This is a genomic window from Pedobacter sp., from assembly GCF_035566355.1.
Classification (GTDB): Bacteria; Bacteroidota; Bacteroidia; order Sphingobacteriales; family Sphingobacteriaceae; genus Pedobacter.
In genome coordinates, this window is sequence record NZ_DATMRL010000182.1 from 1 (window position 1) to 6,676 (window position 6,676).

General features: G+C 41.4%; 6 protein-coding genes and 1 pseudogene. 3 read left to right on the forward strand and 4 right to left on the reverse strand.

Annotation, left to right across the window (positions count from 1 at the left end; genetic code table 11):
* The first annotated feature begins 295 nt into the window (after positions 1-295).
* Positions 296-1,252 carry a hypothetical protein gene (locus VNZ46_RS07180; RefSeq protein WP_325559400.1) on the forward strand — a complete coding sequence of 319 codons (957 nt, stop codon included), beginning with the start codon at positions 296-298 and terminating at the stop codon, positions 1,250-1,252.
* On the opposite strand, the gene VNZ46_RS07185 is transcribed toward VNZ46_RS07180, so the two are convergent.
* From VNZ46_RS07185 to VNZ46_RS07200, 4 genes are all read right to left on the reverse strand, one after another.
* Entirely contained in the window at positions 1,214-1,744 is a 531-nt protein-coding gene (locus VNZ46_RS07185; protein ID WP_325559401.1) for an adenylyl-sulfate kinase, read from the reverse strand. The two genes, VNZ46_RS07180 and VNZ46_RS07185, sit on opposite strands and share 39 nt — an antisense overlap.
* Positions 1,744-2,694 (reverse strand): phytanoyl-CoA dioxygenase family protein, encoded by a 951-nt coding sequence (locus VNZ46_RS07190; protein WP_325559402.1) that lies wholly within the window; start codon positions 2,692-2,694, stop codon positions 1,744-1,746. Before VNZ46_RS07190 ends, VNZ46_RS07185 begins: the two co-directional genes overlap by 1 nt.
* 99 nt (positions 2,695-2,793) lie before the next feature.
* Positions 2,794-3,741, reverse strand: a complete 948-nt coding sequence (locus tag VNZ46_RS07195; RefSeq protein ID WP_325559403.1) for a hypothetical protein — start codon at positions 3,739-3,741, stop codon at positions 2,794-2,796.
* The gene (locus VNZ46_RS07200) at positions 3,741-4,421 is read right to left on the reverse strand and encodes an aspartyl/asparaginyl beta-hydroxylase domain-containing protein (RefSeq protein WP_325559404.1); all 681 of its coding nucleotides are present in this window, start codon (positions 4,419-4,421) and stop codon (positions 3,741-3,743) included. Before VNZ46_RS07200 ends, VNZ46_RS07195 begins: the two co-directional genes overlap by 1 nt.
* A gap of 149 nt (positions 4,422-4,570) precedes the next feature.
* Between VNZ46_RS07200 and VNZ46_RS07205 the strand changes: the two genes are divergently transcribed.
* A complete protein-coding gene (locus VNZ46_RS07205) occupies positions 4,571-5,752 on the forward strand; it encodes an alginate lyase family protein (RefSeq protein WP_325559405.1) in 1,182 nt (393 codons plus the stop codon).
* Between the two features lie 45 nt (positions 5,753-5,797).
* A pseudogene (locus VNZ46_RS07210) lies at positions 5,798-6,676 on the forward strand (hybrid sensor histidine kinase/response regulator); the annotation flags it as partial.

Here is a 6,676-nt window from a genome sequence, read left to right on the forward strand (position 1 = left end):
TAATGAATGAAACGAATATACCGAGGGGGGGGTAACGGGCTAAGTATCTCACGAAGGACAGAAAATAAACCAGTGGTAGAGAAGATTGCTTTCATAAAACAATTCAAAAGGCCCGTTAATTTGGTATGTCAAAAATTTAATTTTATTGATTGATGAATTCACTCAATAAAATTAAATTTAAATGTAAGACAATATTAAATTCTTTCAAATAGAATTTTAATAAAAATATAATATTTATAGAAATGTTGCGTTGACTGCTTTTTTTTCCTATAATTACTTTATAAAACTATTAATTATGTCCTCTCCCAGAAGATCATTTTTGAAAAGCTCGGGCATTTTAGCTGGAGTTACTCTGCTTGGTAAACCCCTGCAGGCATTAGCTGATGTTAGTAAAAAGATCAATACTATTGATGCAGGAAAGTGTATTAATATCTTTCAGACTAATGATTTGAACAGTCAGATCAAAAGTAATCAGAACGGTTTTGGAGGCTTGGAGAAAGTTCATGCTTTGATGGCCAGTGAAGATGTGTCTGGATTGGTTGTTGATGCGGGTAATTTCCTCGAGCGGCAACAAAGTCGGGAAAGGCGGGAAAGAACGATCGGTCTGATGAACAGAATTGGTTATCATGCAGTAACGATTGGAATTAACGAGTTGTCTCTGGGACAGGTCGGATTTTCGGAATTGATCCCACAGATGAATTTTTCCCTGGTGAATTGTAATTATAGTTTTAGCCATTCTGTATTGAGTGCTGCGGTTAAACCTTATATAGTGATCAAAACAAAGGGATTGAAAGTTGGTGTAACAGGGGTAGGCCCGCAGCTGGATATAGAAGGGGTTTTGTTCGAAAATCCTTATACTGCAACCAACAGAACTGCGGAATACCTAAAGGAGGAGCTCGGTTGCGATCTGGTGATCTGCTTGTCTCAGCTGGGTTTTGACGAGGATAAGTTTAATAGTAAGGAATTGGCAGAGGCATCTGCTCATATTGATTTTATTGCCAGTGGCAGCAGCAATAAGATTTTGCAGGGGGCAATGATCTTAAAAAACAGAGATAAGCATGATGTTGTATTAAGTCAGGCCGGAGAAAATGGAATGATCATAGGAAAAACCAGGTTTGGCTTTGATGAAAATAAACAAAGAATTGATTTCCATCATAAATATCTTATTGCGGGTTTAGCGCATAAAGATCAGTTTGCTCAGGCACATGTGGTGCTAAGGAATCTCTCTGCTGTTCAGAAAACCAACAGTTAACTGCAGGCATTGATCAGGGTTTAGTATACTGGTGTCTAAGATTAAATCTGCCAGCTGTGGCGTCTCAAAAGTATCGTTGAGGCCAGTAAGATTGTATATTTTCTCCGGATGACCATTTGGAAGCATTGCCTTTTTATATAGTCCTTTGGGATCTCTCTGAATCAGTGTTTCCAAATCACACTTGAGCCAGATTAATGAGGCATCATATTTTAGTTTTAGCTGGAGCCTTCCCTCTTCATACGGATTAATAGCCGCTATGCATATGAAATCATAATCTGTTAAAAGACCTGAAGCATAATTGCCCAGGCGGGAGATGTTTTCTAGACGGTCTGCTTTGCTAAAACCCAGATCCTTGCAGAGAGTTTGACGATAAACGTCTCCGTCTATGAGTTTAATTCTTAGGCCCGATTGCCTTCCCCATTCAAGAAGGGCATTTGATAAAGTTGTTTTCCCGCTCCCGGATAAGCCTGTAAACTGAACAATATGACCCATTATAATTTTGAGAAACTGAGGTATTGAACAAACCGTGGTAAATGGGAATGGTTGGCACTTGCCGCATGAGGAAGCGTATTGAGCCAGACAATGATGTCTCCTTTTTTTCCGGGTACGGGAGTGCCCTGTACCTGGCTTCGCATCACATGATGTGCGTCTTCAAGAGTTTTGAATGACTTTATCCATTCGTTAAATTGATGGTGTACTCCTGGAACCAATGTTAATGGTCCCCGGTCTGCCGGAACGTCATCAAGATAAATGAGTCCTTGTATGGTGTATTCTATCGGCTTGTCCAGATCTATATCCCAGTGAAGATCACCGCTTCTGAACAGCCAGTATGGGGTTTCGGGCGGGTTGAAACTCACTTTTTCTGTATTGGCAATGATTTGCTGGCCAGCGTAAAGTTCTGAAAACAGCTGATGTACATTTGGATGTTTCCTGATCGCTTCTTGCCTGGTATCCTGATAAACTTGTACCATAAGTCCTTGCCAGTCTGGGTGTGGTGTATACCAGGTATATGGATTTGATAAATTGATGCCCAGGTGTGTGCAGATCAATTCTTTTACATCATCACAAAGTTCCGGCTCTAGGAGATCACTTATTTTGAGGTAGCCATATTGTTCCCAGAACTGCAATTGCTCTTCACTGAGTAATTGCTTTTGTGCAGGGGCCGGGTCGGAGTTTGGTTGTTGTGTTAACCAGGTATTGAACTGAATTGCCGCTTTTTCCAGGGATTCGTGGCCTTTAAGCTGGTTTAACCATTGATTGAAATGGTTAAAATGTCTGCATTCTGCATACATAAAATAATAGGTTTCGTACTTTCCCAGACCATAAATACTTAGCCATATGTTTTCAAGACGATCAAAATTGGGATACTCAGGCGTATGGTCTCTTTGTTTTTTACTTTGATGAACTTCATAAAAAACACGAAGGAAAGTGCATTCTGTCATTTTTAACGATGTATTCTAAGGTGGTGTATTCGGTTTAAATTTGAATTGCAATCTACAACATTAAACTTTGCGGAAAAAGAAAAGCTGAGTTGGTTGTGCTTAGCTATTGATGGCTCTTAAATGTTCATAACTGTGGTGGCAATCCTCAAAGTAGAATTTGGGATAGGGACTGGCTTCGGGTCTGAATAATTCATTTGAAGATTTGCTGTGGTAGTTTAGCCGTTCGAACAGATTCTGATGTACTGGTATTCCAGTAAAGGAACTGAAAGCGGATACCATTTCTTTTACGCCCGTTGCATAATCGAAAAATAGGTTTTCCGAACGTTTCAGTTGATGTATCCCGGTCATTTTTTGATAGTACTGCTGTAAGACTTCTGAGGTATAGCGGTTAAAGTCACTTCCATAATGGTCCGGTCTTTCGGTCTTAAGCAGCGTATTGCTGATCATTCCGGGAATACTGTGGAGACCTCTTCGCTTATCATGAGAGGCAATCACTTCTTCTGGCTTGCGGTAAAGGAAGAAAAAAGGAGTCGTTGGAAACCATTGACGTAAGGTTTCATAAAAGTGAAGGTGCCAGCTGTCCAGTTTGATGAGGTAATTGCTTTCCTTGAAATTCCGATGTTGGCCCATTAAGTTTAACGCAGACTTGAACCAGGTTTCCAGAACAGCTAATTGGATTCCAGGTTGTTTTTCCCCAGCCCTTAAAATCTCGTCGAGCAAGGGTGCTTCTGCAATGACGATATTTTCGTCTGACTGCGAAAAAGCTTGTGAAAGTAAAGTCGAGCCACATCTGGATACATGAAAGATGAAAGCTGAGGGCGCTAGAAAATGTAATCCTTTGCAGGCCTCCGTCATAAAGTCTGGGCTGGAAAGGCTTTGTAAAGGAGATCGTTCTCTTTGTTTGGAACGGCAGATTTGTATGGTTTCGTCAAAAAAAGGTTCCTCTATGATTTTTTTTCCGAGGTCAAGCCATGTGAGCATCCAGCCGCTTTCACTGGTATAGCTCATCTGATAGGGGATCCAATTGGCTATTGGAGTGTTCTGCATTATATTTCTGTTCTTAATTGAGCAATTAAACGTCTTGCAGTTTCTGTATTCATTTGTTCCAGTTCCTGGATCATGCCATTTCTTGTCGCCTCATCGTAGGTCATTCCTGCTGATTTTTCACTGAGTTTATAGCCGTGTTGGGCAAAGTACTGGTCTGTCCAGTTGTTGCGTATCCCGTCAATGATGAGGTGTACTCTTGCTGTACTGCCGGCGTTAACAATGCTATGAGTAGCGCCGAAATTCATATACCAGCATTCTCCCGGAGCCAAATGGAGTTTTTCATCATCAAGGGTAAAATATACATCCGGATTGGTTACAATAGGGATATGGATTCTGAATTGTCCATCTGCGTAACTGCATCCGGGGTCTTTATGAGGTTTGATGAAACTCCCCGGTGCCAGTAACAGCAGGCGTACGGCTTCTTTGTCGCATTTCCAGGAATCAAGGATCTCTTTTACATAGGGCATCAGACCAAGTGCCTGCGTGTCTTGATAGATAACATCTGGATGGGCATAGATGTCTTTACTTTGTCCACTGGCGGAACGAAGGGAAATACTCCTCCAATCGCCATTGAAATCCTTTGCATTAAAATGTAAGGGCCATTCTTCTTTTAGAACCTCCGTTAATTCTGACTGGAGTTTTCCGGTATGGTAAGAGGTGGAGAACTTTATATAATTCATGAGTTGGAAAAAGAAAGACTAAGATAGTTTTAATGCTTAATGAATGCATAGACCAGAAATAAATTAATTTGAAATAACAAATGTGTTACAATTTGTATAATGGCTTTTATCCTGATATCTTAACTTTGATTTATCTAACCAAATTATCTATGTTTTTACGCAGAGGCAGACTCCTGTTGATCCTCAGTCTTATCTTATCAGGATGTTCCGTTATAAAGAACCAGGCAAATTCTTCACAAGTATATCAGACCGCTGAATTTGTACTTAAGGAACAAACATTACGGGAAGCCGATGTTGCTCTGAAGGCCGATCCGATCACTGTAACTGCGGCCTCTTCTCCAAGAAGTGCAGGGGGGAAGCATGATTTCTTTTCTGAGGGTGATTACTGGTGGCCGGACCCCAAAAATCCAAACGGGCCATACATTCAAAGGGATGGTATGACCAATCCGGAGAACTTTACTGCGCACAGATTAGCCATGATCCGGTTCAGCAGGATTATTGGTGCATTGGCTTCTGCCTATAAAATTACAGGAAATGCGAAGTATGTTCACGCTGCGGAGAAACATTTAAGGGCCTGGTTTATCGATGAAGAAACCCGGATGAACCCTAATCTGTTGTATGCACAGGCCATAAAGGGATTATATACGGGAAGGGGTATCGGAATCATTGATACCATTCATTTGCTGGATGTGGTGATGGGCATTCATGTGATGCACAGCGCAATGAACGGTGAGAACCTGCAGAAAATTAAACAATGGTTTGCTGATTATACCACCTGGCTTATGGAACATCCAAATGGCAAGGCAGAAATGAACGCGAAAAATAATCATGGGACGTGTTTTGTGTTGCAGATTGCTGCTTTTTCCAGGCTGACCAACAATATGGCATTGCAAAAATTCTGTGTTGACCGGTATAAAAATGTGCTTCTGCCAGACCAAATGGCAGCAGATGGAAGCTTTCCGCTTGAGCTGGCCAGAACCAAACCCTATGGATATTCACTTTTTAACCTGGATGTAATGACCACCTTATGCCGGGTGTTGTCTACGCCCGAGAACAACCTGTGGAATTATTCTACACCAGACGGGCGATCCATTAAAAAGGGAATTCAATACATGTTCCCTTATATTGCTGATAAATCCTTATGGAAGTTGAAGCCGGATGTGATGCACTGGGAGGAATGGCCTGTTGCACAGCCGTCTTTAGTGCTGGGGGCAGCTGCTTATCGGAATGAGGAGTGGCTGGCTACCTGGGTAAAGCTGGATCACGATCCGAAAGTGGAAGAAATCATCAGGAATCTTCCGGTAAAATATCCGCTAATTTGGCTGGATTAACACAGATCTCAGAGCTTGGCATCATTTTTCCTGTAATAAATACATATGATGCGTGTTTCTAAGGAAGGTTTTATTCATGCCATAAGAGGTAAAGTGATTTTAGCACTTGTGCTGGCCTGCTTTGCTCTTTTCATGGCCTGGCTGGTGAGTAAGGTTGCTTTTCGGGAAATGATGAATACGGTGGAGAACATCTCCTCACCAAATGAGAAACTTCGTGTGGTTAACGAATTGTCCAGGAGAATCTCTGCACTTGACCAGGTACAGAAAAAACAAGCCCTGAATGACCCGGGTAATTATAATAAGTTTTTTAAAGATTCCAAGCAGTTAAGAACGCTGCTGGATACACTTGCGGGCTTATATGCGGGCGATTCTGTCCAACTCCGGCGGATTGCCTCTATTGATGGCCTCTTGACAGTAAGAGATAAGCAATTTGTGAACTATTTAAAAGTTCGCGAAAAACTGATCAACAACAAATCTTTCTCTACCCAGGTGCAGAAGTTCAACGATCTGGTCAATAAAAATTCGGCAGAGGCAGACAGTACTGTGGTGACTTCTGAAAAAAGGACCTCTACTACTACAGTTATCCCTTCGGAGGAGAAACCGAGAAGTTTTTTTAGTAAAATATTTGGAAAGAAAAAGACAGAAGGCGAGGAGGATAAAACCTTTAAGATTGTCAACGAGGAAAAGGTAAAAAGAGATACCATTGCTTTATCTAACGAAAGAAAAATTGTGAAGGGGATGGAAGAATCCCTCCGGGCCATAGAAAAAGAGCAAAAAATCAAAAGTCAGCGTTTTCTGAATAAAGAGGCTGTTCTGGCCAATGCCAATAGTTTGCTCATCAGCCAGATGCTGGGCATTCTTAAAAAAGTAGAAAGTGAAGCCGTTGCACAAATAGAACAGAATGGTATCCAGGCAAAAAAGGTA

Excerpts from the sequence above, each read along its gene's own strand:
- VNZ46_RS07195 (WP_325559403.1), bottom strand. The coding sequence starts at position 3,741 with ATGCAGAACACTCCAATAGCCAATTGGATCCCCTATCAGATGAGCTAT.
- VNZ46_RS07180 (WP_325559400.1), top strand. The coding sequence starts at position 296 with ATGTCCTCTCCCAGAAGATCATTTTTGAAAAGCTCGGGCATTTTAGCT.
- VNZ46_RS07205 (WP_325559405.1), top strand. The coding sequence starts at position 4,571 with ATGTTTTTACGCAGAGGCAGACTCCTGTTGATCCTCAGTCTTATCTTA.
- VNZ46_RS07200 (WP_325559404.1), bottom strand. The coding sequence starts at position 4,421 with ATGAATTATATAAAGTTCTCCACCTCTTACCATACCGGAAAACTCCAG.
- VNZ46_RS07190 (WP_325559402.1), bottom strand. The coding sequence starts at position 2,694 with ATGACAGAATGCACTTTCCTTCGTGTTTTTTATGAAGTTCATCAAAGT.
- VNZ46_RS07185 (WP_325559401.1), bottom strand. The coding sequence starts at position 1,744 with ATGGGTCATATTGTTCAGTTTACAGGCTTATCCGGGAGCGGGAAAACA.